This is a genomic window from Amycolatopsis sp. DG1A-15b (assembly GCF_030285645.1).
Lineage (GTDB): Bacteria > Actinomycetota > Actinomycetes > Mycobacteriales > Pseudonocardiaceae > Amycolatopsis.
Window position 1 is genome coordinate 8,359,368 of the sequence record NZ_CP127296.1, and the last position, 24,003, is coordinate 8,383,370.

26 protein-coding genes, 1 tRNA gene and 1 pseudogene are annotated in these 24,003 nt (G+C 70.1%); 13 read left to right on the forward strand and 15 right to left on the reverse strand.

All coding sequences use genetic code 11. The features are described 5' to 3' along the window. The first annotated feature begins 59 nt into the window (after positions 1-59). From QRY02_RS38695 to QRY02_RS38705, 3 genes are read left to right on the forward strand one after another with little or no spacing between them, the layout of a single operon-like run. Positions 60-503: a hypothetical protein gene (locus QRY02_RS38695; RefSeq protein WP_285987702.1), complete on the forward strand. Its 444-nt coding sequence runs from the start codon at positions 60-62 to the stop codon at positions 501-503. A gap of 10 nt (positions 504-513) precedes the next feature. Beyond that, entirely contained in the window at positions 514-1,089 is a 576-nt protein-coding gene (locus QRY02_RS38700) for a DUF3558 family protein (RefSeq protein ID WP_285987703.1), read from the forward strand. Between the two features lie 9 nt (positions 1,090-1,098). After that, complete coding sequence (locus QRY02_RS38705) at positions 1,099-2,592, forward strand: hypothetical protein (protein ID WP_285987704.1); 1,494 nt, start codon at positions 1,099-1,101, stop codon at positions 2,590-2,592. 57 nt (positions 2,593-2,649) lie between these two features. Here the strand turns inward: QRY02_RS38705 and glfT1 are convergent, their stop codons facing one another. The 4 genes from glfT1 to QRY02_RS38725 form a co-directional block, all read right to left on the reverse strand. Then, the gene (glfT1, locus tag QRY02_RS38710; protein ID WP_285987705.1) at positions 2,650-3,558 is read right to left on the reverse strand and encodes a galactofuranosyltransferase GlfT1; all 909 of its coding nucleotides are present in this window, start codon (positions 3,556-3,558) and stop codon (positions 2,650-2,652) included. Then, the gene (gene wzt, locus QRY02_RS38715) at positions 3,558-4,373 is read right to left on the reverse strand and encodes a galactan export ABC transporter ATP-binding subunit Wzt/RfbE (protein ID WP_285987706.1); all 816 of its coding nucleotides are present in this window, start codon (positions 4,371-4,373) and stop codon (positions 3,558-3,560) included. Before wzt ends, glfT1 begins: the two co-directional genes overlap by 1 nt. Before the next feature lie 3 nt (positions 4,374-4,376). After that, positions 4,377-5,327, reverse strand: a complete 951-nt coding sequence (gene wzm / locus QRY02_RS38720) for a galactan export ABC transporter permease subunit Wzm/RfbD (RefSeq protein WP_285987707.1) — start codon at positions 5,325-5,327, stop codon at positions 4,377-4,379. A 646-nt stretch (positions 5,328-5,973) separates the two neighbouring features. Further along, a complete protein-coding gene (locus QRY02_RS38725; protein WP_285987708.1) occupies positions 5,974-6,555 on the reverse strand; it encodes a bacterial proteasome activator family protein in 582 nt (193 codons plus the stop codon). A gap of 134 nt (positions 6,556-6,689) precedes the next feature. Here QRY02_RS38725 and QRY02_RS38730 point away from each other — a divergent pair, with 134 nt between their 5' ends. Further along, a complete protein-coding gene (locus QRY02_RS38730; protein WP_285987709.1) occupies positions 6,690-7,889 on the forward strand; it encodes a cysteine desulfurase-like protein in 1,200 nt (399 codons plus the stop codon). Between the two features lie 14 nt (positions 7,890-7,903). On the opposite strand, the gene QRY02_RS38735 is transcribed toward QRY02_RS38730, so the two are convergent. Beyond that, the gene (locus QRY02_RS38735; protein WP_285987710.1) at positions 7,904-8,881 is read right to left on the reverse strand and encodes an NAD(P)H-quinone oxidoreductase; all 978 of its coding nucleotides are present in this window, start codon (positions 8,879-8,881) and stop codon (positions 7,904-7,906) included. An 81-nt stretch (positions 8,882-8,962) separates the two neighbouring features. On the opposite strand from QRY02_RS38735, the gene QRY02_RS38740 reads away from it, so the two are divergent. Then, positions 8,963-10,504, forward strand: a complete 1,542-nt coding sequence (locus QRY02_RS38740; RefSeq protein ID WP_285987711.1) for a M28 family metallopeptidase — start codon at positions 8,963-8,965, stop codon at positions 10,502-10,504. A gap of 55 nt (positions 10,505-10,559) precedes the next feature. On the opposite strand, the gene ypfJ is transcribed toward QRY02_RS38740, so the two are convergent. After that, the gene (gene ypfJ / locus QRY02_RS38745) at positions 10,560-11,489 is read right to left on the reverse strand and encodes a KPN_02809 family neutral zinc metallopeptidase (RefSeq protein ID WP_285987712.1); all 930 of its coding nucleotides are present in this window, start codon (positions 11,487-11,489) and stop codon (positions 10,560-10,562) included. Positions 11,490-11,997: 508 nt separating this feature from the next. Between ypfJ and QRY02_RS38750 the strand changes: the two genes are divergently transcribed. Then, positions 11,998-12,471: a MarR family winged helix-turn-helix transcriptional regulator gene (locus QRY02_RS38750; protein WP_285987713.1), complete on the forward strand. Its 474-nt coding sequence runs from the start codon at positions 11,998-12,000 to the stop codon at positions 12,469-12,471. Positions 12,472-12,504: 33 nt separating this feature from the next. Here QRY02_RS38750 and QRY02_RS38755 read toward each other — a convergent pair. From QRY02_RS38755 to QRY02_RS38770, 4 genes and pseudogenes are all read right to left on the reverse strand, one after another. Then, a tRNA-Ser gene (locus QRY02_RS38755) sits at positions 12,505-12,591 on the reverse strand. Positions 12,592-12,638: 47 nt separating this feature from the next. After that, complete coding sequence (locus QRY02_RS38760; protein WP_285987714.1) at positions 12,639-13,064, reverse strand: patatin-like phospholipase family protein; 426 nt, start codon at positions 13,062-13,064, stop codon at positions 12,639-12,641. A 15-nt stretch (positions 13,065-13,079) separates the two neighbouring features. Next, entirely contained in the window at positions 13,080-13,478 is a 399-nt protein-coding gene (locus QRY02_RS38765) for a patatin-like phospholipase family protein (protein WP_285987715.1), read from the reverse strand. A gap of 170 nt (positions 13,479-13,648) precedes the next feature. Continuing rightward, positions 13,649-14,119 (reverse strand): annotated as a pseudogene (locus QRY02_RS38770) (helix-turn-helix domain-containing protein); the annotation flags it as partial. A gap of 121 nt (positions 14,120-14,240) precedes the next feature. Between QRY02_RS38770 and QRY02_RS38775 the strand changes: the two are divergent. Next, entirely contained in the window at positions 14,241-14,675 is a 435-nt protein-coding gene (locus QRY02_RS38775) for a VOC family protein (protein WP_285987716.1), read from the forward strand. Position 14,676: 1 nt separating this feature from the next. Here the strand turns inward: QRY02_RS38775 and QRY02_RS38780 are convergent, their stop codons facing one another. Then, the gene (locus QRY02_RS38780; RefSeq protein WP_285987717.1) at positions 14,677-14,958 is read right to left on the reverse strand and encodes a DUF2277 domain-containing protein; all 282 of its coding nucleotides are present in this window, start codon (positions 14,956-14,958) and stop codon (positions 14,677-14,679) included. A gap of 101 nt (positions 14,959-15,059) precedes the next feature. Between QRY02_RS38780 and QRY02_RS38785 the strand changes: the two genes are divergently transcribed. Then, positions 15,060-16,001 carry an Ldh family oxidoreductase gene (locus tag QRY02_RS38785; protein ID WP_285987718.1) on the forward strand — a complete coding sequence of 314 codons (942 nt, stop codon included), beginning with the start codon at positions 15,060-15,062 and terminating at the stop codon, positions 15,999-16,001. On the opposite strand, the gene QRY02_RS38790 is transcribed toward QRY02_RS38785, so the two are convergent. After that, on the reverse strand, positions 15,998-16,222 hold the full coding sequence (locus tag QRY02_RS38790; RefSeq protein ID WP_013222201.1) for an RNA-binding S4 domain-containing protein: 225 nt from the start codon (positions 16,220-16,222) through the stop codon (positions 15,998-16,000). The two genes, QRY02_RS38785 and QRY02_RS38790, sit on opposite strands and share 4 nt — an antisense overlap. 18 nt (positions 16,223-16,240) lie before the next feature. Continuing rightward, positions 16,241-17,041, reverse strand: a complete 801-nt coding sequence (locus tag QRY02_RS38795) for a trypsin-like serine peptidase (RefSeq protein ID WP_285987719.1) — start codon at positions 17,039-17,041, stop codon at positions 16,241-16,243. A gap of 155 nt (positions 17,042-17,196) precedes the next feature. On the opposite strand from QRY02_RS38795, the gene QRY02_RS38800 reads away from it, so the two are divergent. Further along, positions 17,197-18,009 carry an SDR family NAD(P)-dependent oxidoreductase gene (locus tag QRY02_RS38800; protein ID WP_285987720.1) on the forward strand — a complete coding sequence of 271 codons (813 nt, stop codon included), beginning with the start codon at positions 17,197-17,199 and terminating at the stop codon, positions 18,007-18,009. 96 nt (positions 18,010-18,105) lie between these two features. Continuing rightward, positions 18,106-18,744: a hypothetical protein gene (locus QRY02_RS38805; protein ID WP_285987721.1), complete on the forward strand. Its 639-nt coding sequence runs from the start codon at positions 18,106-18,108 to the stop codon at positions 18,742-18,744. 1 nt (position 18,745) lies between these two features. Here QRY02_RS38805 and QRY02_RS38810 read toward each other — a convergent pair whose 3' ends face one another. Continuing rightward, positions 18,746-19,405 carry a response regulator gene (locus QRY02_RS38810; protein ID WP_086846232.1) on the reverse strand — a complete coding sequence of 220 codons (660 nt, stop codon included), beginning with the start codon at positions 19,403-19,405 and terminating at the stop codon, positions 18,746-18,748. Next, positions 19,402-20,985, reverse strand: coding sequence for a sensor histidine kinase (locus QRY02_RS38815; protein WP_285994046.1), 1,584 nt, complete (start codon positions 20,983-20,985; stop codon positions 19,402-19,404). The genes QRY02_RS38810 and QRY02_RS38815 overlap by 4 nt, the downstream gene beginning before the upstream one ends. Before the next feature lie 190 nt (positions 20,986-21,175). Here QRY02_RS38815 and QRY02_RS38820 point away from each other — a divergent pair, with 190 nt between their 5' ends. The 3 genes from QRY02_RS38820 to QRY02_RS38830 are packed head-to-tail and all read left to right on the forward strand — an operon-like array spanning position 21,176 to position 23,931. Next, on the forward strand, positions 21,176-21,982 hold the full coding sequence (locus QRY02_RS38820) for an ABC transporter ATP-binding protein (RefSeq protein ID WP_285987722.1): 807 nt from the start codon (positions 21,176-21,178) through the stop codon (positions 21,980-21,982). Beyond that, on the forward strand, positions 21,972-22,874 hold the full coding sequence (locus QRY02_RS38825) for an ABC transporter permease (protein WP_285987723.1): 903 nt from the start codon (positions 21,972-21,974) through the stop codon (positions 22,872-22,874). The genes QRY02_RS38820 and QRY02_RS38825 overlap by 11 nt, the downstream gene beginning before the upstream one ends. Position 22,875: 1 nt before the next feature. After that, complete coding sequence (locus QRY02_RS38830) at positions 22,876-23,931, forward strand: ABC transporter substrate-binding protein (protein WP_285987724.1); 1,056 nt, start codon at positions 22,876-22,878, stop codon at positions 23,929-23,931. Positions 23,932-24,003: the final 72 nt, after the last annotated feature.

A 24,003-nucleotide genomic window follows, 5' to 3' on the forward strand; every position in this document is an offset into this window, starting at 1 on the left:
CCGGCTAGTAGACTTCCGGGTGCACACGCACGGGCGAAGCGATTCGGGGTGGAACAGCGATGCTGATTGCTGACGGCGGGGGCGGCGGCTCGATCTCGGACATCGTCAACCCGCTCTCCTCAGCCGGGATGAGCGCCGCGGTCAAGAGCGTCACAGCCGAGACCCAGAAGCTGGTCGACGCAGCCAAGGGCGGCGGCTTCAAGATCACCCCGGAGGGTGTGAAGCCGATCCGGCAGGCCCTTCTCGACCTGGTCAACGACCTCGCTGACCTGCAGTACAAGAGCTTCGTACTCGACCAGGAGCCGCAGCTCGGCGACCATCCGTACGGGCACACGGTCGCCAAGCACGACCAAAAGAGCGCCTCCCAAGCCGAAGGTTCGGCCACCCGGGTCATCCAGCAGCTCGCGCAGGTCGCGAAGCAAGCCGATGAAGCGCTCGCCAGGGCCGCGGGCCTGTACAAGGAAACCGAGAACCAAGCTTTCTCCTCGCTCCAGACCAAGTAGGCCTTGAGGTATGTCGAAACTTCTCGTTCGCGTTGTTCTTCCGCTCGTGGCCGGCGGTGCGCTGCTCGCCGGGTGCACCAGCACCCAAGGAGGAACGGCGTCGCCCGCGCAGTCGCCTTCGGCGAGTGAGCCGGGCTCCCCGGAGAGTCCCTCCTCGGGCGGTGGTGGTACCCAGTCGATCACCGACGCCTGTTCGCTCCTCGAGATGAGCGACCTGAGTAGTTACGGCAAGTTCCATGACCCGGTGAAGAAGTCGATCGGCGGCGCGCGATCGTGCAGCTACCGGCAGCAGATCGCCTCGGCGAGTGACGATTCCAAGGTGATCGGCGTCGACGTCCGCGACACCGCGTCGGTCGCGCAGGTGAACGACAACGGTGGCGGCGTGCTCGACAAGGACATCAACGGCAGGAAAGCGAAGGAGTCGCCCGGTGACGCAGCGCTGCCTGCCTGCACGCTCGCCCTGCCGGTGGGCGACGCGTCCCGGGTGGACGTATCGCTGATCGGTGCCGATTCCGCGGACCAGGCTTGCCAGATCGCCGAGGCGGTTGCGAAGGCCGCTGTCGAACCGCGGCTGCCGAAGGGATAGGGGACCCACATGACCACGCGACAGGGACCGCGGCCGAAGACCGAGGACAAGACGCCTCAGCAGGTCCAGGACATGGCGCCCGCCGAGCGGGACGCCTACCTGCAGCAGAAGGCCGAAGAAGGCGTCGACCCCGGTAACTGGCTGTTCGGCCCGGTTCAGCAGTGGATCGCCCAGGCGCAGGCCAAGAGCCAGGCCCAGCAGATGGGCGACAAGAACGTCAAGGAAGCCACCCAGGGCCGTGATGTCGAGTACGTCTCGGGGCTGAACGCACCCAACGCGGACTACAAGGGCACGGACCACACCCAGCTGCAGGCGTTCCTCCAGAGCAATCTGAACGTCGACCAGGTGTCCGAGGTCTCGACCGCCTACCACGAAGTACACCAGGTCTTCGACAAGTTCGCGCAGTCGATGAACACCGCGGTCAACGCGTCCAAGGGCACCTGGGAAGGCAGCGCCGCCGAGAACGCGCAGCAGTACTTCACCAGCCTCGGCAAGTGGTCCGACGCCAACTCGCAGAACGCCAAGCTGGCCTCGGAAACCATCTACGACCAGGGCCAGGCCGCCGCCACGGCGAAGAACTCCATGCCGGCCCCGATCCCGTTCAGCTGGAAGGACGAGTTCAAGGACTGGGCCACGTCGAACCCCTTCAGCCTGCCCGACAACGTCGACAAGTCGATCCAGAAGCAGAAGGACAGCCAGGCGGCGCACGACGAAGCCGCGGGCGTCATGGCGACCTACGACAAGAACCTCTACGAGGCCGCCTCCAAGCAGCCCGCCTTCGCGCCGCCGCCGAGCTTCAGCACCGGTGGGGACAGCGGTGACCCCAACGGCACCGGCGACAAGAACGGCATCAACAACCCCTCCAGCGTGAACACGCCGGGCTCCCACTCGGTGAACACGCCCGGCGGCACCGCCCAGGGTCTCGTTTCCGGCAATACCTCCGGGCCGCTCGGCGGCCCGGCCGCCCACTTCTCCGGACCCGGCTCGACCACCGGCTCCGGGTTCGTCCCGGCCGGCACCACCACGCCGTCCGGGTTCACGCCCAGCTCGGTCCCGGCGGCTTCGACGTCGAACCCGAACCAGCAGTTCGGCGGGATGCCGCCGATGAGCCCGATGCCGATGGGCGGGATGAACTTCGGCGGCGACGAGGCCTACAACTCCAAGGTCGGCGGTGGTGGCGGCGGGCGCGGTGGTGGCGGCGGGTTCGGCCCCGGCGGCTCGGGTGCCGGCAACGCGACGGGCGCGGGTGCCGCGTCGGGTGCGGCCCGGCCGGGCGGCATCGGTGCCGCGGAAGCGGCCGCGGGACGCGGGATGGGCGGTCTCGGCGGTGGCGCCGCCGGTCGCGGGGGCATGGGTCCCGGTGGCGGTGGCCTGGGCCGCGGCCAGAAGGGCGAAGGCGACGAGGACACCGAGCACTCGCGCCCGACCTACCTGGTCGAGGGTGACCCCGACGAGGTCTTCGGCACCGACATGCGCACGGCACCGCCGGTCATCGGCGAATAAGCCTTCTCAGCAGAAAGGGCCCCCGCTCTCGTCGTGGGGGCCCTTTCCGATGAAGGATCAGTAGCGGTAGAACTTCTCGGCGCGGCCCTGCCGCACCAGCTTCAGCCACTGCAGGAACGCCTTCGGGTCCCGCTTCACGCCCACGAAGTACAGTCCGAAGCGGACGATCTCCAGCGCGCCGATCTTCCGCATGCCCGGCTGGGACAGCAGGTAGCCGCGGTTGCGGTAGGTGTAGTACCGCTTGACCTCGTTCTCCGGGTCCTGCGCGTGGAACTTGCCGCCCAGCATGGGCTTGAACTCGTCCGAGCCGTCCGGGTGCAGGTACTTCGTCTTCAGCGACGTGCCGAACGGCAGCCCCGACCGGACCAGCCGCCGGTGCAGTTCCACCTCGTCGCCGCGGAAGAACAGCCGCAGGTCCGGCACGCCGACGACGTCCAAAGTGGACGCGCGGAAGAGCGCGCCGTTCATCAGGGACGCGATGCCGGGCAGGAAGTCGGCACCCAGCTCGGACTGTGAACGCTTCCAGGTCAGGCCGCGGCGCAGCGGGAACGCCAGCTTGTCCGGCGCGTCGATGTTCGACACCACCGGCGAAATCTCCGCCAGGCCCCGCTTTTCGGCTTCCTCGAGCAGGATGGCGAGCACGTTCTCGTCGGCCGGGCGCCCGTCGTCGTCGGCCAGCCAGACCCAGTCCGCGCCCAGCGAGAGCGCGTGCAGCATGCCCAGCGCGAACCCGCCGGCGCCACCGAGGTTCCGGTGCGACGGCAGGTACGTGTGCGGCAGCGGGTAGTTCTCGACGACTTCGCGCGCGGAGTCGTCCGGCCCGTTGTCGACGACCACCAGGTGGTCGACCGGCCGGGTCTGGGCCGCGATGACCTTCAGCGAGTCCGCGAGCAGTTCCCGCCGGTGCCGCGTGACGACCACGCCGACGACCGCGCCGTCGGGCAGCTGCCGGGTCTCGCTGGCCATCATTCCCCGCCGTTCGTCGTCGCCACCGACTCGATGCCGAAGCGCTCCAAGGTTTCCTGGCTCATGTTCTCGAAGGGGTCACGGCCCTTGTACGACGTGAGGACGTCCCGCAGCGAACCCTGTTGCTTGAGGTGCCCTTCGTCCATCCAGATGGCCGAATCGCACAGTTCGAACAGGAACTCGTCCGAGTGGCTGGCGAACACCAGGATGCCGGAGCGCTTGACGAGGTCCTTGAGCCGGTCGCGCGCCTTGTTGAGGAACGCCGCGTCGACCGCGCCGATGCCCTCGTCGAGGATGAGGATCTCGGGGTCGATCGACGTGACGACACCCAGTGCCAGCCGCACGCGCATACCCGTCGAGTACGTGCGCAGCGGCATCTGCAGGTAGTCGCCGAGCTCGGTGAACTCGGCGATGTCGTCGACCCGCTTCTCCATCTCCTTGGCGCTCATGCCGAGGAAGAGGCCGCGGATGATGATGTTCTCGACGCCCGAAATCTCCGGGTCCATGCCGATGCCGAGGTCGAACACCGGCGCGATCTTGCCGTTGATCCGCGACGAGCCGCGGGTCGGTTCGTAGATCCCGGCGAGCAGGCGCAGCAGCGTGGACTTGCCGGCGCCGTTGTGCCCGACCAGGCCGACGCGGTCGCCTTCACGCAGGTTGAGGGTCACGTCGTGCAGGGCTTCGATGATCGGCACCTTGGTGTCGGTGCCGATCTTGCCGCCGACCTTGCCGAGGACCTTCTTCTTCATCGACCGCGTCTTCGCGTCGAAGATCGGGAAGTCGACGAACGCGTTGTGGACGTCAATGGAAACCATGTGTCACACCCAATAGGAGACGCGGGCACGGTAGTTGCGCATCGCGACCAGCGCGAGAGCCCAACCGACGACGGTGATGGTGCCGACCACGATCCAGTTCCCCGGCGAGAACTCCTGGCCCAGCAGCGGCGCGCGGACCACCTGCATGAAGTGGTACAGCGGGTTGATCTTGACGATCGGCAGGATCCAGGAGGCGGCCTCCCGGGTCCCGCCGGTCATCAGCTGGTCCACCGGCCAGACGATCGGCGTGCCGTAGAACAGCAGCTGGATCAGCGAGTTGATGACCTGCGGGATGTCGCGGAAGCGGGTCGAGATGATGCCGAACAGCAGCGTCACCCAGCCGGCGTTCAGCGCCAGCAGCACGAAACCGGGGATGGCCAGCAGGATGTTCCAGCTGAGACCCGGGTGGCAGATGTGGTTGGGGACGCACGCCCCGTCGCCCAGCAGCGAGTACTTGTTGCTGAGCGCGCTGAAGAAGATCGCCAGCACGGCCAAGTAGACGATCATGTTGTGGGCCAGCATCAGCGTCTGCCGCCACACCGTGCGCAGCATGTACACGCTCAGTGGCGCCGGGAGCTGCTTGATCAGCCCCTCGTTCGCGATGAACGTCTCCATGCCCTCGGACAGGCAGCCCACGATGAAGCCCCAGATGATGAAGCCGGTGGAGATGTAGGGCAGGAAGACCTCGACCGGCAGCTTGAACAGCTGGGAGTACAGCAGCCCGAGCCCGACCGCGAGGACGGCCTGGGTGATGGTGATCCAGAAGGGCCCGATCACCGAGCGGCGATATCTCTGCTTGATGTCCTGCCAGCCCAGGTGACCCCAGAGCTCGCGGGCGCGGAATCCGGCCTTGATGTCGGCGAAGGCACGCGAGAACGTCTTGCTGTCCGACGTCGGGGATGCCGACGTCGTCACGGGTGAGTCTGCGGCCTGAACCGTGCTGGTGGCATGCACGAGGACGAGGGTACCGAGAGCCCTTGATAGGGCACTGGCGTGGGGCCGGGCCGAGCCCCTGGCCGGGCGGGATGGGGCCGGGCACGGACCGCGGCCCCGCAGTGCCTCGGAGGTGGCCGAGTTCACGCTCGGCGAGCACCCGGTCGGTGCCGGTCACCCCCTCCCGCTCGTGATCGCCGAGATCGGCATCAATTACGGAGGCGACCCCGAGAAGGCGCACAAGACGATCAAGATCCAGGCTCACGGCCTGGCGACCGGTGAGGCTGCGGCTGCGGCTCGAACGGATCGCGAGCAACCGGATGCACACGTGGTGGCCCTGGATACGCGCCTCGCCAGCCGGGGCCCGCTCGGTGACCCACACGGCGGGAGAGGTCCGCGCCGAGCACGCCTGCCTGGAGGCGATTCCCAGCATGAAGAGCGCTTGGCCCGCTCGAAGGAGCACTTCACGCCCCGGCACGAGGCGACCGGGGTGGCGCTGATCAGCGCCGCTGTGCCCGCGGGGCTGGGGGAGAGGCCAGAAACTCCCCCGCCCTCCCTGGGGGGCGTCCCCAAGTCCAGCCTATCGGCACCCCCCGGGCAAAACCGGCCAAAGCCGAGTTGTCCACAGAGGTTGTCCACAGGCCCTCCGGTCTGTGGACAACCTGCGTCAGAGGTACTGGCCCGTTCCCGAAATGCCCGGTCCGTGCTCGTGCCCGTGTCCGGCCGCGCCCGATGGGCCCGCCGGCAGCCCGCGCCGCATCTGCTCCAGCTGGACGCGGGCGGCCATCTGCTGGGCGAACAGCGCCGTCTGGATTCCGCTGAACAGCCCCTCCAGCCAGCCGACCAGCTGGGCCTGCGCGATCCGCAGCTCCGCGTCCGACGGCGTCGAGTCGTCGGTGAACGGGCGGACCAGCCTCTCCAGCTCGTCCTGCAGCTCCGGCGCCAGCGCCTTCTCCAGCTCGCGGATCGACGTCTGGTGGATCTCGCGCACCCGGGTCCGCGACGCGTCGTCCAGCGGGGCCGCCCGGACCTCCTCCAGCAGCTGCTTGATCATCGTGCCGATGCGCATCACCTTCGCCGGCTCCTCGACGAGGTCACCCACCGACTCGGGGTGCTCTCCGTCGGGGCCGGGGGACGGCAGCTGAGTGGCGCCCACCGGCGTGCCGTCCGGTCCGACGACCACCACGTGGGGTGAAGATTCCTGGCCCGGGTCACCCGCTGTGAAGTTCGGCTCGGTCATGTGCTCCATCCTGGCTTGCGTTCGACACGCTCCGCGACACCCGCGGCGTGTCCGTCTCCGAGCGTAGCGGCTCCGGGGGTTTCCGGTGGCTCTCCACCCAACCCCGGACGCACGGCGAAACCGCACGTCCGTACGGTGTCCCCATGGCGTTCGACGTCGCTCGTATCCGTGGGCTCTTTCCCGCGCTGGGTGACGGCTGGATTCACTTCGACGGCGCCGCCGGAATGCTGGTCCCGGAACAGGTCGCTTCGGCCGTTTCCACGGCGATGCGCGCCCCGGTGTCCGGGCCGGGCGGAGCGTTTCCGGCCTCACAACGCGCGGAAAGCATCGTGACCGCGGCCCGCCGGGCCGTGGCCGACCTGGTCGGGGCCGACCCTGCTGCCGTCGTGCTCGGGCCGAGCGCGCCGGTGATGCTGCGCCGGCTCGTCGACGCGCTCGCCGAGCGCTGGACCATCGGCGACGAACTCGTCGTCTCGAGGCTCGACGAGCAGGCGAACCTCGCTCCCTGGCAGCGCGCCGCCAAGCGCGTCGGTGCCGTCGTGCGCTGGGGTGAGATCGACATCGAGACCTGCGAGCTGCCGGCGTGGCAGTACGAGCAGCTCGTGTCGGCGCGCACCAAGGCCGTCGCCGTCACGCTCGCGTCCGGTTCCGTCGGCACCCGGCCGGACGTGCCGACGATCATCGAGTTCGCCAAGCGGGTCGGCGCGCTCGTCGTCGTCGACGCCACCTACGCCGCGCCGTTCCTGCCGCTCGACATCAACGCGCTCGGCGCCGACGTCATGGTCGTGTCCGCGCAGGCCTGGGGTGGCCCCTCGGTGGGCGCGCTGGTCTTCCGCGACCCCGAGCTGATCGAGCGGATCCCGTCGGCTTCGCTCGACCCGATGGCCCGCGGTGCCGCCCGGCTGGAGCTCGGCCCGCACGCCTACCCGCTGCTGGCCGGCCTGATCGCGTCGATCGACTACCTCTCCGGCCTCGACGACGCCGCCACCGGCTCACGGCGCGAGCGCCTGGTCACCTCGCTCGGGTCGGCGAAGTCCTACCACGCCGGGCTCCTCGCCCAGCTGTCCACGGAACTGCTGTCGCTGCGGCACATCATGGTCATCGGCAACGCCATGCGCCGGATCCCCGCGCTCGCCTTCGCCGTCGCCGGCAAGAAGTCGCCCGAGGTCGCCGAGTACCTGGCGAAGCAGGGCTTGTGCGCCTTCGCCGACGACGGCACGAGCGGCGTCTTCGCGTCACTCGGCGTCGGAGAAGTGGGCGGCGCCGTGCGGATCGGGCTCGCCCACTACTCCAACGTCTTCGAGATCAACCAGCTCGTGCGGGTCCTCGACGAACTGCGCTGACGCAGCTGACGCAGTCAGGACTTCGCCGCCAGCAGCACCTTGCCGAAGACACTGCCCTCTTCGAGGATCCGGTGGGCGGTCGCGGCTTCGGCCATGGGCACGACCTGGCCGACGATCGGCTTGACGAGACCCTCGGCGACCAGCGGCCACAGGCGCTCGCGGACGTCGGCGACGATCGCCGCCTTCTGGTCGAGCGGCCGGAACCGCAGGCCCGCGGCGAACACCGAAGCCCGCTTCCCCAGCAGCGCGCCGACGTTCAGCTCGCCCTTCACGCCGCCCTGCATGCCGATGATGACCAGCCGCCCGTCCTGCTGCAGCGCATCGACGTTGCGGCCCAGGTAGGACGCGCCCATGTTGTCGAGGATGACGTTCGCGCCACCCGTTTCCTTCTTGAGGACCTCGACGAAGTCCTGGTCCTTGTAGTTGATCGTGATGTCGGCGCCGAGCTGGCGGCAGCTTTCGAGCCGCTCCGGCGAGCCCGCGGTGACGGCGACGGTGGCGCCGAGCGCCTTGCCGACCTGGATGGCGTGCGTGCCGATGCCGCCGGCGCCGCCGTGGACCAGCAGCACCTCGCCTTCGGTGAGCTTCGCATGCATCACGACGTTCGCCCACACCGTGCAGGCCACCTCGGGCAACGCGGCCGCGGTGAGCAGGTCGATCTCGCCCGGCACCGGCAGCAGCTGCCCCGCCGGGACGACGACCTTCTCCGCGTAACCGCCACCGGAGAGCAGGGCGCAGACCTCGTCGCCGACGTTCCAGCCCTCGACACCTTCGCCGAGTTCCGCGATCGTGCCGGAGCACTCGAGGCCGAGGGTTTCGCTCGCGCCGGGAGGCGGCGGGTAGTGGCCCTGGCGCTGCAGCAGATCCGCGCGGTTCACCGCGCTCGCCGCGGCCTCCAGCAGCACCTCGCCGGGGCCGGGACGCGGATCCGCGACCTCCGCCCACTCGAGAACGTCCGGGTCACCTGGTTCACGGATGGTGATCGCGTACATGTGTCGACTGTATACCGCGGCCAAAGTTCCCGCCGAAAGGCGCATTGACGGACCTCACAAATCGAACAAAGGTGAGCAACCATGTCACCCTTTAGAACGAAGTTTCTTCCGCCGCTTGCTTTGGCCGCCGGCGCGACGCTGGTGCTCGGCCTGACCCCGGCCGCCGCCGCGGACACCCTTCCCGACGGGCCGGCCCTGGCGAAGCAGCTCGTCAAGAAGGTCGACGCCAACGGCGTCAACCGGCACCTGATCGCCCTCCAGCGCATCGCCGACACCAACGGCGGCACGCGGGCGGCGAGCACCGAGGGGCACGCGAAGTCCGCCGAGTACATCGCGACCAAGCTCCAGGCGGCCGGGTTCCAGATCACCCGCCAGGAGTTCCCGTTCACCTACTCGGAGACCCTCGCCGAGAAGCTGACCGCGGGCGGCGCGAACGTCCCGATCATCGCCATGGAGTACACGACGTCGACGCCGGTCGGCGGCATCACCGCGCCGCTCGCCGTGGTCGCCGTCGACGACACCAGCGGCTGCGAAGCCACCGACTACACCGCGGACGTCGCGGGCAAGATCGCCCTGATCAAGCGCGGCGGCTGCTCGTTCGCGCAGAAGCAGCAGACGGCCGCGGCCGCGGGCGCGATCGGCGCGATCGTCTACAACAACACCGACGGCGACCTGAACGGGACGCTCGGGGGCCCGGAGAACGCGAAGATCCCCACCGGGGGCGTGACGGCGGCCGCGGGGGCGCAGCTGGCCACGCTCGGCGGGCAGAACGTGACGCTGGAGCTGCGGGCCTTCCAGGAGGCGCGGACCAGCTACAACGTCATCGCCGAGACCAAGACCGGGCGCAAGGACAACGTCGTGATGCTGGGGTCGCACCTCGACAGCGTCCCGGCCGGCCCGGGCATCAACGACAACGGTTCCGGCTCGGCGACCCTGCTCGAGACCGCGCTGCAGCTGGGGAGCAGCCCGAAGGTCAACAACGCCGTGCGCTTCGGCTTCTGGAGCGCGGAGGAGTTCGGCCTGATCGGCTCCACCTACTACGTCGACCAGCTGACCTTCGAGCAGCAGCTCGACATCGCGCTGTACCTCAACTTCGACATGATCGGCTCGCCGAACGCCGGCTACTTCGCCTACGACGGGGACAACTCCGACGGCGTCGGCGCGGGCGCGGGCCCGTACGGCTCGGCGCAGATCGAGAAGACCTTCGTCGACTTCATGCAGGCCGCGCGGGGCGTGCCCCTCGAGGGCACCGACTTCACCGGCCGCTCGGACTACGGCGAGTTCATCGCCGTCGGCATCCCGGCGGGCGGCCTGGACACCGGCGCCGAGGGGCTGAAGACCCCGGCGCAGGCGGCGAAGTGGGGCGGCACGGCCGGCGTCGCGTTCGACCCCTGCTACCACCAGGCCTGCGACAACCTGGGCAACATCGACCGGGTCGCGCTGGACCGCAACGCCGACGGGGTCGCCTGGGCCCTCGGCCTCTACGCGACGAGCACCGAGAGCGTCAACGGCGTCCAGCCGGGCAAGGCCAAGGCGGCCAAGCAGAAGGCCGCCGAACGCGGTGCGCAGCGGAACTTCTCCGCCCGCGCCGTGGCCGGTGACCCGCACGCGCTGACTGCCTGACGACAGACCGAAGGGGCCGTCCCGGCTGCGGGACGGCCCCTTCGTCGTCGTTCCGCTAGCCCAGGTTGTTCGTGCCGAAGGTGTCGCAGCGGGCCGGTTCGCCGGTCTGGAAACCGGTGGTGAACCACTTCTTGCGCTGCGCCGACGTGCCGTGGGTGAACTTCGACCGGTCGACCTGGCCGCCGCCGAGGTTCTCCTGGATGTAGTCATCGCCGATGCGGGACGCGGTGTCCAGCGCGGAGTTGACGTCGTCCTGGGTGACGTCGGTGATCAGCGGCTTGCCGCTCTCGGTCGGCGTCGTCGAGGCGTGGTTGGCCCAGACGCCGGCGTAGCAGTCGGCCTGCAGCTCCAGGCGGACCGAACCGGACGTCGGGCCGCTGCCGGTGCCCTTCTTCGAGGTGCCGAGCAGGTTCTGCACGTGGTGGCCGTACTCGTGGGCGAGCACGTACGCCTCGGTGAAGAGGCCGCCCTGCGCGCCGAAGCGGGTCTTCAGCTCGTCGAAGAAGGAGAGGTCGATGTAGACGTCTGAGTCGGCCGGGCAGTAGAACGGGCCGGTGTCGGAGGTGGCGCTGCCGCAGCCGGTGCCCACGCCGCCGTTGAAGAACTTCGTCGGCGCCTTCTGGTACGTCGAGCCGGAGCGAGCGAACTGCTGCGCCCAGTAGTCCTGGACGGAGTTGACGATCGCGACGATGGCGCAGTCGTGGTTCTTGTTGGCGTCCGCGCCCTTCTTGCACTCGCTCTGGAGCTTGGAGTTGTCGACCTGCTGGCCGGACCCGACGCTGCCGAGACCACCGCCCAGACCGCTTCCGCTCGGCACGCTGACCCCGCCGAGCTGGGACAACACGAAGTAGATGATCAGCCCGACGACGCCGAGTCCACCGCCGCCGAGCGCCACGCGGCCGCCGATCCCGCCGCCGCCTCCACCGCTTCCACGCAGGTCCTGGACTTCGGAAGCGTCCAGGCCGGCGTCGTCGTCGAATCTCACCTTCGGATCGTAACGAGCCTGGGTGCGGCCGTCGCGCTGACGGGCGCACCCAGGCTGGTACCGAGGTATGTCTTTGGTCGAGCGGTCGGCCGCTTCCGGGGCCGGCGTTCAGGCGCTGTCGTCACGGCTTCCGAGGCCGTGACCGGAACCAGGCCCGACCGACGCCGTATGCGTGATGCGCATGGAAGCCCGCTCTGGCTGTTCACAATCGCGGCCGAACCGGTAGGTGTCCGTTCCGGTCGCGGGGACGCAGCGGGCGGTCAACCGCGAGGATCACCCGTCACACAACCACCTGACCTCTCCTGGCGGTGGAGCCGGGCCGGCACGTCACCGTCGCCGCGCCGCTTACCCTGGCCGACCGTCCGCCGACAAGCAGAATGCGCCTTTCCCCGCCGAGTCTCAACCTTTTCGTAACCCCACCTTCGGGCGATGTTGCAACGGCATTTTCACCGGCAGACGGATCGGACTCGGACCGCGCGGTCCCTTGATCAACGTTCTACGCTGCCTTATGACCGAGGAGCGTGCTGTGCGGTGGTTGAACGAGGCCGAGATGGCGGCGTGGCGCTCCTACATCGTGGCGACCCTCCTGCTGCGGCAGCGGCTGCACCGCGAACTGTCCGATCGCCACGAGGTGTCGCTGACCGACTACGAGGTGCTCGTCTGCCTGCAGTTCCAGCCCGAGCACCGGATGCGGATGTCGGAGCTGGCGGTCTACATGGGGTCGACGAAGAGCAAGCTTTCGCACCAGGTCGGCCGGCTGGAGGACGCGGGCATGGTCCGGCGGGCCCGTGACCCGGAGGACAAGCGCGGGGTCATCACCGAGCTGACCGATGAGGGCGAGGCGCTGCTGGAGAAGGCGGCGCCGACGCACGTCGAAGGCGTGCGCGAGCACCTCATCGACCTGCTGAGCCCCGAGGAGCAGGCGACGATCGCCGCCGCGTTCGAGCGCGTGCGGCGGCACCTGCTGGAGGAGGAAGGCTGAACCCGGGCGCGCCGGGCGCCCGGGTTCTCAGTGCGGTAGCGGTGGGATTCGAACCCACGGAGAGGTTGCCCCCTCGCATGTTTTCAAGACATGTTCCTTCGGCCGCTCGGACACGCTACCCCTGCCCACGAGGGTAGCCGACGCACTTCGGGGCAACCGGGGCCCCGCTAGCTCCAGGTCAGCTCGAGCGCCGCGCCCTGCGCGCGGCCCGCTTCGGCGGCCGGCGTGCGCGTGGCCGGGTCCAGCGGGTTGTCGCCGACCGCTGCCTTCGCTGCCTCGTCCGGCGTGATCAGCGTGACCTCCGCGCCCGCCGCGCGCAGGTCGTCCAGCACGGCGGGCAGCGGCTTCTCCATCGGCAGCGGGGCGTCCACTCCCAGCGGCGAAACCACCGTCACGCGGGTGAAGCCGGTCGCGTAGTCGGCGTTCTCGGCCGAGCGGACGCCGCCGTCGACGTACCGGCGGCCGTCGATGGTCACCGCCGGCCAGACGCCGGGGACCGCGCAGCTCGCCGCCACCGCGTCGACCAGCGAGACGCCGGACGTGCGGTCGAAGCGCCGCGGTTCGCCGGTCTCCGCGTCGACCGCCACGATCACCAGGTGCTGCGCCGGCTACTCGTGCACCGGCAGCCGCGCGGCGATCACCTCGCGGCGGTCCGCTTCGGACACCGTTTCGGCGGCCAGCGCCAGCCGCCCCACGGCCCGCCGCACCTCGGCCGGGTCGCTCGCGCCGGTGACCGCGCCGCCGAAGTCGGCGGCGAACTTCTCGAAGTCGATTTCCGCCGGGATCTCCCGCGTCTGGTGCGCCGGATCGGCCTGGCGCGCGTACAGCTCGGCGAGCGGCAGGCCGCTCGCCACCTGCGCCGCCACGACCGACCCCGCCGACGTCCCGACGAGCAGGTCCGCGCCCGTCAGGTCCTGGCCGTGTTCGGCCAGACCCACCAGCAATCCCGTCGTCCACGCGATTCCGGCGACCCCGCCGCCACCCAAAACCAAAGCTTGTCCGCCCATGCGGGCAGCCTAGTGTCGCGCGTCTGAAGTTCGTTGGCGGGTGGTGTGGGGCAGGATCTCGTCGGCGGTCTTTGGTCCAGGTGAACGGGTGGCAGCGGTCGTTCAAGCTGGCGATGAAAGCCTCGGATCGCGACCACGAGTTCTTTGACGTCGTCGAAGGATCCGCGGCGGATCGCCTGGCGGACCTTGGCCTCCAGTTCCGGGTCGGTGGAGAACGTGAACGTCTCCTGCCACCACGGCTGCACGTGATATCTGCGCCACGCCCTGGCCACGGTCGCGTCGCCGACACCCGGGTGCCGGCCCCAAAGCCGGCTCGACCAGTGCTACACCGCCAACGCCTCGGCGGCGGCTCGAGCGTGGCCGCGATGATCCCGGCATTGTCCACGATCTTCGGCCGTCCGGGCCGAGGCTCGTCATCCAACCCCGCCAAGCCATGCGCGGCGAACCCGGTCACGCCACTTGATCACCGTCGGACGCGAAACCCCGACCAGCCGAGCCGTGCCCGCCGTTCCATGCCAGTCCGCGACCGCCAGCACAATCCGGGCCGGCTCGACATGACCGGCCCGGATCGCCCGCGACCGCGTCCACGACTCCAAAACCGCCCGGTCCTCGCCACTGACCACCAAACCCGGCGAAGGCAGGACCCATCATCGCAAACCCACAACCGTAAACCAATTAACGCCGCGCGACACTAGCGACGAGGTCCGACAATTCCCGGCCGCCGGGTTTACCCTCCAGGTCGGCGAGGCGAGAGGGGCGGAGATGACCGCGAAGATCGAGGGCATCCACCACGTCAAGTTCCCCGTGCGCGACCTGGGGCGCAGCCAGGCGTGGTACGAGCGCGTGCTGAGGCTCGAGGTCACCCACGAGTTCCCGGACGACGACGGCGTCGTGCGCGGGGTCGCCGGGGCGATCGACGGCGTGCCGGTGGCGTTGCGCGTGCAGAAGACGGCCGCCGCGGGGCTCGCCGGGTTCGACCCGGTCTGCTTCTCGATCGCCGACCGCGCGGCCGCCGACGCGTGGATCGCGCGGCTGGACGAGCTCGGCGTCGAGCACCCGCCGCTGTTCGAAGCCACCACCGGCTGGATGGTCCGCTTCCACGACCCCGACGGCACCGAAATCCGGCTCTACAGCCTGGCGAAGGACGACGGCGTCGACCACACCGGCGAGCAGGGCTACGCGCAGCGCGTCCGCTGACTCACGGCTGGCGCAGGGCCTTCGCGGCGATCCGCGCCTGCACCTCGGGGCGGCGCAGCGGCGGCACGGTCGACGGCGGCTGGCGGCGCTCGGGCAGCTGCTCCAGCAGCCGGGTGGTGATTTCGGTGATTTCGGCGACCGCCGCCTCGAACGGCTCGCGCGTGGCGTCCGACAGCGACTGCACGCCGGTGACCTTGCGGACGTACTGGCGGGCCGCGGCCTCGATCTCCTCGCCCGTCGCGGCCGGCTGGAGCCCACGCAGGGTGGTGATGTTTCGGCACATGCCGCCCAGGGTACGGCGTTTCGCGGGCATCGATCACACGGTCGGGTAGGCCGGGCCCGGCTTCGTTGACGCCCGAACCGGCGCTGGGCAAGGTCGGGGAAGTGCCCCTCAGACCGCGCCCGTTCCGCTCCGCCCGCGCCGAACCCGGCATCCTCGAAGAAGAACTCCCGGAAACCCCGATCCCGGAACAGGCCTGGCCCCGCGTGCGGGCCGATGAACTGGTCACCCTCGTGGCACACGTCTTCGCCGCGCACGGTCTCCCCGAAGCGCGCGCCCGCATCGCTGCCGAAGCTCTTTGCCACGGCGATCTCACCGGCTCGCCGGAGAACGGGGTCGCCGACCTGACCCGCGTGCACCTGCCGCTGCTGAAGAACGGGCTCGTCGTGCCGCACGCCGAGCCGCTGATGATCGCCGACCGCGGGGCCGCCGCGCTGATCGACTACCGCCGCGCGCTCGGGCTCTGGGCCGTCGGCGACGCGATGGACCGGGCGGTGACGCGGGCCGGCCGCTTCGGCGTCGGGCTCGTCTCGCTGCGCGGCATCGGGCCGTTCGGCCGGGCCGGGCACCACGCCGCGCGGGCGCTGCCGCACGCCATGATCGGGCTGGTGCTGGCCGCCGGCGGGGAGCCCGGCCAGCCGATGAACCCGCTGGGCATGGCCGCGCCGGGCGGCGCGTACCCGGAGTTCGTTTTCGACATGGACCGCCCCGGTCCGGAAGCGGCCGGGCTGACCCTGCTGGTCGAGGTCCTCGCCGGGGTGCTCTCCGGCGTCGCCGACCACGAGCACGACACCGGCCTGCTGGTGCTGGCGATCGCGCCGACGACCCTGCGCAGCGCCGACGGCTTCTACCGCGCGGCGAGCGCGCTGTTCGGCAGCATGCTCGGCTGGGACGGCGGCGCACCGATCCGCTACCCCGGCTGGCGCGAGGCCCAGCACCTCGAGCAGTGCCGGGCGCTGGGCGTGCCACTGGCCGGGCCGGTGCGCCGCGAACTCGACGCCCTCGCCCGGTCGCTCGGGTTGCCGCCGCTGACCAGCGTCGGTTAGCGGACCAGGATGACCTTGCCGCGGTCGGGGCCCACCGCCACGACGTCGCCGTCGGTCAGCTGGCGGCCGCGGCGGGTCTCGACCTCGCCGTTGACCGTGACCTCTTCGGCGTCGATCAGGTCCTTGGCGTGGGAGCCGTCCTCGGCGAGGCCGGCCAGCTTGAGGAACTGGCCGAGCCGGATCGGCTCTCCGGTGATGGGTACGTCGACGGGCTCGCTCATGCCCCGCATCATGCCGCCTCAGGTGCGGGCGGTCGTCTGCCGGTAGAGCGCGAGGACGTCGGTGTCGAAGTAGCTCGAGTACGACGTGTCGGCGTCGTCGCCGCCCAACTCGAAGCCGCCGATGACGCCGATGACCGTGCCGAGCCGGGTTTCCGGGTTCAGCCCGGCGACCCACGGGCCGCCGCTGGTCCCGGTCGGGAAGCCCGCGCAGTCCACCCGCAGCTGGTAGGTGTCCTGCTTGGCGGTGGTGTTCCGGCAGACCGCGGGGACCTCGGAGTCGTCCGGGTAGCCGGTGAGCGTGATGGCCTGCTCGAACCCGGTACCGGTGGCCAGCAGGTTCGCGCCGACCAGGCTTTCCAGCGACTTCGTGGTGCCCGCCTGGTGCGCGGTGGCGAAGCCGACGTCGAGGTCCGGGTCCGAGGACGCGGTCCAGCCCGGCGCGACGAGCTCGTCGGACACCGTCCAGTAGCCGAACGGCGCGACCCCGTCGTGGTAGCCGGGCGCGAAGGTGACGCCGCTGAGGTAGCCGCCGCCCTCGCCGTTGTGGATGCAGTGGGCCGCGGTCAGCAGCACGTCACCCCGCTCGCTGTGCACGACACTGGCCGTGCAGAAGTGGCCCCCTTCGGCGAACAGCGGGCCGACCGCGGGACTCGACACCGCGGGCAGGTCGGTCGCCGGGGCCGCCTCGACCGTGGCGAGTTCCGGTGTCGTCGCGTCCGCGAGCTGCGCCGGCCGGGCGGCGACGACCACGACGAAGGTCACGCCGAGCAGCACGATCGCGGCGAGGGTGAGCAGGACGGCCGGCCGCCGCACGGTCATCGCCTCCTCGTCTCGCCAGTCGTCGGTGCTGTCGACGAGACCACCATAGGACGACGCACCGGCACAATCAGCACACCCACAGCAAGCTCACAGCCGCTAGCATCGGCTACTCGGGAGTAGCCCCGGTGGGGGATCACGGACGGTCGGGAGAGCCGATGAAGCAGTTCGCGGACAAGGTCGTGGTGGTCACCGGAGCCGGCTCGGGCATCGGCCGCGCGCTCGCGTGCGAGTTCGCCCGCCGCGGGGCCCGGGTCGCGCTGTCCGACGTCGTCACCGCGAACGCCGAGGAGACGGCCGAGCTCGCCGGCGGCAACGCCCGCGCGTACACCTTGGACGTCGCCGACCGCAGTGCCGTGCTCGCGCACGCCGAAGACGTCGCGGACGAGTTCGGGGCGGTCAACGTCGTCGTGAACAACGCGGGCGTGGCGCTCGGCGCGACCGTCGAGGAAATGACGTTCGAGGACTACGACTGGCTGATGGGCATCAACCTCGGCGGCGTCGTGAACGGCACCAAGGCGTTCCTGCCGCACCTGATCGCTTCCGGCGACGGGCACGTCGTCAACATTTCCAGCGTGTTCGGCTTCGTCGGCGTGCCGACGCAGAGCGCGTACAACGCGGCGAAGTTCGCGGTTCGCGGATTCACCGAAGCGCTGCGCGAGGAAATGCTGATCGCCCGGCACCCGGTCGCGGTGAGCTGCGTGCACCCGGGCGGGATCAAGACCAACATCGTGCGCAACTCCCGCAGTGCCGCCGACGACCAGGAAAAGGCCGCGCAGGGCTTCGAGCGGATCGCCCGCACGACACCGGAGAAGGCGGCGCAGACGATCCTGCGCGGGATCGAGCGGAAGTCGGCGCGGATCCTCATCGGACCGGACGCGTACTTCATCGACGCCGTTCCGCGTGTGCTCGGCTCGGCCTACCAGCGGCCGTTGGCGGCACTCGCCCGGCTCGGGCTGAAGCACAGCTAAGTCGCGCTGTCACTCAATGGAGTTGCGTTTCTGACAGAACCGTCCGAAACGGTCCAGAATGCTGGGGGTCCGCCAGCCCCGTCCCGGAGGTCCCCGATGCTTCGCACCGCACCGCGCAGTGCGACCCGTCCGTCCAGCGACCGCGCCGCGGTGGAACTGCTGGATCGCACCGGCATCGTCGCGGCGAGCCTGCCCCGGCGCCGCCGCACCGACGACGAGGTGACCCGGGTGGAGCCGATCTACACCCGGCCGCCGGTGTGCGACCAGGACCTGCGCGAGAAGTCGGTGGTGATCCGGCGCCGCGCCCGCACCTGGCTCGGCGGTGGGGCCGCGGTGCTGCTCGTCGCGGCCGGCTGGCTGGGCGGCGGCCTCTTCACCGGCGGCCTGTTCGCCCCGGCGCCGGAACGGGACGTCGCTCAGCTCGACGCGCGCCCGGCGGTGGCCGCGGCACCCGCGCCGGAACCCCCGGCCTCCCCGGCACCGCCGGCGCCGGTCGTCGTCACGCCCGCCCCGGAGACCGTGTACGTGCCGGTGCCCGCGAAGCCGGCGCCGAAGCAGGCGCAGGCGCAGGCGCAGGCGCAGGCGAAACCGCAGCCGAAGAAGCCGGTGCCGGACGAGGAAGCCGAGGCGCGGGTCGACCTGCCGTCGTCGGCCACCCCGCCGCCCGCGAGCAACCCGATCCAGGCGTGGGTCGACGTCGCCGAGAGCATGGCGCGGCGCTACGGCGGTCGCTGAGTCAGGCCTCTGACCAGCGGTATTCGTGCTCCGGGCGCCCGGTGGCGCCGTAGCGCAGCCGCATCTGGACCGTCCCCGACTCCGCCAGCGCGGTGAGGTACCGCTGCGCCGTCGCCCGCGCCATGCCCAGCTCGCCCGCGACCTCCGCAGCCGAAAGCGGCCGCCCGGCGCGCCGCAGCTGCTCCGAGACGAGCCGGGAGGTCGCCGTCGACTGGCCCTTCGGCGCGGTCGTGCGGTCCTGGTCGTGCAGCACGCGGTACGCGCGGTCGACGTCGTCCTGGGCCAGCGCCCGGTCTTCGGCGAGCAGGCCGCGGAACCGCGCGTACGACGTCAGCCGCTCCGCGAGCTGACGGGTGGTGAACGGCTTGATCAGGTAGTTCAGTGCGCCGGCCCGGATCGCCGCGGCCACCGAAGCGCTGTCGGTCGCCGCGGACAGCACGATCGTGTCCGTCTGCAGCTCCGGCAGCACCGCGAGGCCGGACTCGTCGGGCAGGTAGACGTCGAGCAGGATCAGGTCCGGCGCGAGTTCCCGGACGCGGGCGCGCGCCTCGGCGGCGGTGTGCGCGGTGCCGACGACCGCGAAGCCCTCGACCTCCTCGACGAAGCCGGCGTGCACCCCGGCGACCCGGAAGTCGTCGTCGACGATCAGCGTGCGGATCATCCGTCCTCCGTCAGCATTCCGGGCAGTTTGGCGACGAACAGGGCGCCGGTCTCACCTTCGCCGGGGTCGGCCAGCCAGACGTCGCCGCCGCGCGCGCGGGCGGCCTGCCGGGCGAGTGCGAGGCCGAGCCCGTGTCCGGGGGCGATCTTCGTCGAGACGCCTTCGTCGAACAACCGCCGCCGCAGGTCGGCGGGCACGCCGGGGCCACTGTCCACAACGGACACGTGCAGTGTGCCGCTTTCGGCGAGCAGCCCGATTTCGACGGTCGCCGGCCGCCGCGGGCCCATCCGCGCGGCGTGCAGGGCGTTGTCGACGAGGTTGCCGATCACGGTGTTCGCGGCGATCGGGTCGGTCACCGTCGTGGGCACCCAGGTGTCTTCGGCGAGCTTGAGGGCGAGGCCCTTTTCTTGCGCCTGCTCGGTTTTCGCGACGAGCAGCGCCTGCAGGTACGGGTCGGCGACGGCGTCGCCCAGCTCGCTCGGCCGCGCCGACGACGAGTCCGTCAGCGTCTGCAGGTACTCGACGGCTTCGGTGTGGTGGCCGAGCTGGAGCAGCCCGTAGAGCGTGTGCAGCCGGTTGGCGAACTCGTGCCGCTGGGCGCGCAGGCCGTCGGAGAGCGCGCGGATGCCGTCGAGCTCCCGGGTGAGCGTGTCGAGGTCGGTGCGGTCGCGGAAGGTGAGCACGGTGCCGATCGGGCGGTCGTCCAGCCGCACGGCGCGGGAATTGATCACCAGCACCCGGTTCCCGGCGACCGCGAGGAGGTTGTCGACCGGGCGCCCTTCGGCAACGGCCTTGTGCAGCCGCGGGCTGAGCTGGAGTTCGGACATCGCCGCGCCGATCGGGAGTTCGGTGCCGAGCAGGCGTTCGGCTTCGTCGTTGCGCACCGAGACGCGGTTGTTCTGGTCCACGGCGAGCACGCCTTCGCCGATCCCGTGCAGGACGGCTTCGCGTTCGTAGAGCAGCTCGGTGAGTTCGTGCGGCTCGAGACCGTGGGTGACGCGCCGCAGCCGCCGGTTCAGCAGCGCCGACGCGCCCGCGCCGAGCAGCAGCGCGCCGCCCGCGAACAGCAGCGTGATCGTCAGCAGGCGGTTGAAGTCGCCGGTCGGGTCGGCTATCTCGAAGCCGACGCTCACTTCGCCAACCACCCGCCGGTGGTCCGGTGTCCAGATCGGCGTCTTGCTGCGGACGGACAGGCCGAGCGTTCCGCTGGCCACGGTGTTGACGTCGTCCAGCCCGGCGAGCGCCCGGTCGGCCGGGGTGCTGACCCTTTTGCCGATCTCGGTCGGGGTCGGATGCGCCAGCCGGATGCTGTTGTCGTCGGTGATCACGACGAACAACGCGTCGGTCCGCTTTCGCACCGCCAGCGCGCGTTCCTGGAGCGCACCACCGGGGATCTTCGCGGCTGTGTCGGCCATGACGACCGGATCGACCGCCACCGACTTCGCGATGGCCAGCGCGCGCTCGCTGTACTGCTCGTTGAGCGTGCGGGAGAGGAGCACGCTGACCAGCGCGACGCCGATCCCGACGACGAGGAGGACCACGCCGATCTGCAGCAGCAGCACCTGCCTGCTGAACCGCATCCGCGGGAAGAGCGCCCACTTTGGCATGGCGGGGACCATACCCCCAGGTCACGGCAGTGCGCTAAATGAGCAAAACATTCAGAACGCACTGCTCGCGCGGAGAACGTCGACAAGCTTCACCTGGGCGCCACAGCTACTTAACGTCCCTTCCCAACGTGAGCCCCACCACGTGACGAAGGAGTCACCCCCGATGGTCCCCCCTCTGATCGAACTCACCGGAGCCACCAAACGGTTCCCGAGCGGGTCCGGGTCCGTGCACACGGCCGTCCGCGATCTGACCATGACCGTCCAGCCCGGCGAGTTCGTCGCGGTCGTCGGCCCCACCGGCTGCGGCAAGTCGACGACCCTCTCGCTGGTCTCCGGCCTGCAGCCGCCGTCCGCCGGCCGGGTGCGGGTGAACGGTGAGGACGTGAAGTCGATTCCGGACGGGGTCGGTTACATGTTCCAGACGGACGCGGTGATGCCGTGGCGTTCGGTGCTGGAGAACGTCGCTTCCGGCCCGCGCTTCCGCGGGGTGCCGAAGGCGGAGGCCCGGGCGCAGGCCGTCGACTGGATCGCCCGCGTCGGGCTCGCCGGGTTCGAGAAGTACTACCCGCACCAGCTCTCCGGCGGCATGCGCAAGCGCGTCGCGCTGGCCCAGACGCTCGTCACCAAGCCGAAGATCCTGCTGATGGACGAGCCGTTCTCCGCGCTGGACGTCCAGACGCGGGCGCTGATGCAGGACGAGCTGCTGCGGCTGTGGTCGGGTTCGGGGGCCGCGGTGATCTTCGTGACGCACGACCTCGACGAGGCCATCGCGCTGGCGGACAAGGTCGTCGTGCTGACGTCGTCTCCGGCCACGGTGAAGGACGTCTTCGAAATCCCGCTCGAGCGGCCGCGCAAGGTCGAGGACCTGCGGCTCACCGAGGAGTTCCGCAAGCTCTACGCCGACATCTGGGAATCACTGCGCAGCGAGGTCGACAAGGCCCGTGAGAAGGGAGCGAGCAATGTCGCTTGAGACCTCGACCGGGGCGCCGTCGGGTGGGCGGGAGACGGTACTGCCGGTCCTCGAGACCGAGCAGGACATCCTGGCCCGCGCGAAGCAGGCTTCCGCCAAGCGCAAGCGCAACATCTGGCTGCTGCGCCTGGCGATCGTCGTCGTCTGGCTGGGCAGCTGGGAGCTGACCGCCACGTACTGGATCGACCCGTTCTTCTACTCGAAGCCGTCGAAGATCTGGGAACGGCTGGTCGAGTGGTTCAGCGCCGGCACCGACTTCGGCTCGATCTGGTACCAGATCCTGGTGACCGTCGAAGAGGCCGCGATCGGCTTCGTCATCGGTGCCATCTTCGGCGTGGTGTTCGGCGTGGTCCTCGGCCGCAGCTCGTACCTCGCGCAGGTGCTGGCGCCGTTCATCAAGGCCGCCAACGCGTTGCCGCGCATCGTGCTCGCCGCGCTGTTCGTCATCTGGTTCGGGCTCGGGCTGTCGTCGAAGGTCGCGACCGTCGTCGTGCTCGTGTTCTTCGCGGTGTTCTTCAACGCCTTCACCGGTGCCCGCGAGGTCGACCGCAACCTGATCGACAACGCCCGCATCCTCGGCGCGACCCGCGGCCAGGTGCTGAAGTCGATCGTGCTGCCCAGCGCGACGTCGTGGATCCTGTCGTCGCTGCACGTGGCGTTCGGCTTCGCGCTGATCGGCGCGGTGGTCGGCGAGTACACCGGCGCGAAGGCCGGGATGGGCTTCCTGATCGCCAACGCGCAGGGCACCTTCGACACCGCGGGCGTGTACGCCGGGATGCTGATCATCACCGTCGTCGCGCTGCTGGCCGAGTGGGGGATCAGCACGCTGGAGGGCAGGCTGCTGCGGTGGCGCCCGCCGTCCGCCTCCGAAGCCGCGATCAAGGCGGTCTGACATGCGTCTCAAAAGGACAGTCGGCGTGGTGGCCGCGGTCGCCGTCGCCGCGGCCGGGCTCACCGCCTGCCGCGACTCGCGGGAGATCTCGCTCGGCACCACCGGGCAGCCGCACATCAAGATCATGGTCGGCGGCCTGTCGAAGGTGATCTACCTGCCCGGGCAGCTGGCCCAGCAGATCGGCGCGTACAAGAAGCAGGGTTTGGACGTCGAGCTCTTCGACCAGCCGTCCGGCGCGAACGCCGAGACGTCGCTGCTGGCCGGCGAGGTGCAGGCGGTCGTGGGGTTCTACGACCACACGATCGACCTGCAGGCCAAGGAACAGTGCATCGAGAGCGTCGTGCAGTTCGCGAACGTGCCGGGCGAGGCCGAGATGGTCGCGACCAAGAAGGCGGGCGACATCAAGTCGGGCGCCGACTTCAAGGGCCGCAACCTCGGTGTCACGTCGCTGGGTTCGTCGACGGACTTCCTGACCAAGGCACTGGCCGCGCGCGGTGGCGTCAGCTCGAAGGAGTACACGCCGGTGAAGGTCGGCGCCGGGCAGACGTTCATCTCGGCGATGAACCAGGGCTCGATCGACGCCGGGATGACGACCGACCCGACGATCGCGCAGCTGACGAACACCGGCCAGGCGAAGGTGCTCTTCGACATGCGAACGGTCGAAGGTACGAAGGCCGCTTTGGGTGGTTTGTACCCGGCGAGCTCGCTGTACATGGGCTGCGAAATCGTGAAGCGGTACCCGGACATCGTGCAGAAACTGGCCAACGCGTACGTCGAGACCCTGAAGTGGATTTCGGCGCACACACCGGAACAGGTCGCCGCGATGATGCCGCCGTCGTTCGCCGGCGGGGACAAGGCGCTGTACGTCAAGTCGCTGCAGGACAGCCTGCCGATGTTCACCAAGGACGGCCGGATGGATCCCGCCGGGGCCCGGAACGTGCTGAAGGTGCTCGGCGAGTCGTCGAGCAACGTCAAGCCGAAGAAGGACAAGATCGACCTGTCGAAGACGTACACGACCCAGTTCGTGGACACCGCGCACGCGCAGGCCCAGCAATAGCCCCGCTCACCTGACCGGGCGGTAGGTGAGCGACATGGACCCGTGAAGGCCTCTTTTCCCCCGCGGAGGCCT